General features: G+C 63.2%; 1 protein-coding gene. It reads right to left on the reverse strand.

Annotated elements, in window-relative coordinates; genetic code table 11:
• Nucleotides 1–13: 13 nt before the first annotated feature.
• Nucleotides 14–1,324 (reverse strand): ISL3 family transposase, encoded by a 1,311-nt coding sequence (locus MKW15_RS24125; RefSeq protein WP_240862917.1) that lies wholly within the window; start codon nt 1,322–1,324, stop codon nt 14–16.
• Nucleotides 1,325–1,484: the final 160 nt, after the last annotated feature.

A 1,484-nucleotide genomic window follows, 5' to 3' on the forward strand; every position in this document is an offset into this window, starting at 1 on the left:
GGCTCTTCCGGATTCAGAGTGCATCGAGGTGTTCTGCGAGGCCGCCGGAGTGGATCAGTGACCGCAAGATGTAGTTGTTGAGGTTGCGGAATCCGAGGGCGATACCGCGGAGGTGTTCGAGTCGTCCGTTGATCGCTTCGACGGGGCCGTTGGAGGCACCGGTGTCGAAGTAGGCCAGGATCTCATGTTTGCGTGCCCACAGGGAACGGCCGAGTTGGGCCAGCTCGCACAGCCCGGCGGGAAGGCCGGTGTGGATCTTCTTGAGCACCTTGTACATCGCGATCTTGCCCGCACGTTTGTTCTCCTGGTCGTAGGCGTCGATCAACTCTTGGTAGATCACATACGTCATCGTGACGGCCAGATGCTCATCCTCGGCGTCCAGGACAGCCCGCAGCTTGGTGGCCTGCTTGGTGGTGAGCAATCCGATCCGGGTCAACAAGGTGCGGCGGATCCCGTAGAGCGGATCCCCACTGCGGCCGCGGTGACCGCACGTATCTTGTTGCACGCGTTGACGACACAGGCCAAGCTTCTCCGCGGCGAGGTGGACGACATGAAACGGGTCCATGACCGCACGGGCCTTGTCGAGGGCTTCGGCGGCTGCGGTGCGATAGCCGGTGAACCCGTCCATGGTGACCACCCGGATGCGGTCACGGAACGGTTGCTCACGGTCGGTGAGCCAGTCCTTCAGGGCGGCTTTCGACCGGCCGGCGACCATGTCCAACAAGCGGGCCGAGCCGGTACCCTCAACCACCGGGGTCAGATCCACGAGCACTGTCACGAAACTTGGATCACCTTGTCCTCGAACGTGTTTCCATTTGTGCTCGTCGACCCCAAGGACTCGTACGTCGGCCAAACGGCCCGGAGTCACAGCCAACGTCTTGGCCGCGTCCACCGCGAGGGTGTTCACGGTGTTCCAACTCAACCCGACCGCGACCGCGACCGCCTTGACCGACATCTTGTCGCAGATCATCCGCCGCATGATCCAGGTGGTGGTGCGGCGGGTGACCTGGGCCCGCGGCGCCACGATCGCCGAGATGTCGGCACGGAACACCCCTTGGGTGCAGTCGGTGTTCTCGCAGGCATACCGCGGCACCTTCAGGTGCAGGCGGGTCGGATGACCCACGATCGGCAGATCCGCGACCTCACGATCGACGTGATCACGCAACCGGCCCGGCGCACTGCAGCGTGGGCAGGTGTTCTTCGGGTCCAGGACCTGGCAAAACACGTGCGTACGATCCTCGCCGTCAAGGGCGGCGTCGGTGATCGTCACCCCCAACTCGATCGTGCGGCAAATAGTGTCGGCAATAGCGCTACGCTGCGTCATGGGTCCTGTCGGTGTCAGGCTGGTTGTGTGAGAGCTTTCATCCTCACACCGCAGGACCCGCCTACACCTTCAGCCACACCGCCCGCCTCGGCGATCTTGCTCACCCCTACATCTTGTGGTCACGAGAACCCGTTCTACGCACCGTCAATCCGGAAGAGCC

Origin of the sequence: Gordonia gummivorans, from assembly GCF_022513585.1 — a bacterium.
Taxonomy (GTDB): domain Bacteria; phylum Actinomycetota; class Actinomycetes; order Mycobacteriales; family Mycobacteriaceae; genus Gordonia.

Excerpts from the sequence above, each read along its gene's own strand:
- MKW15_RS24125 (WP_240862917.1), bottom strand. The coding sequence starts at position 1,324 with ATGACGCAGCGTAGCGCTATTGCCGACACTATTTGCCGCACGATCGAG.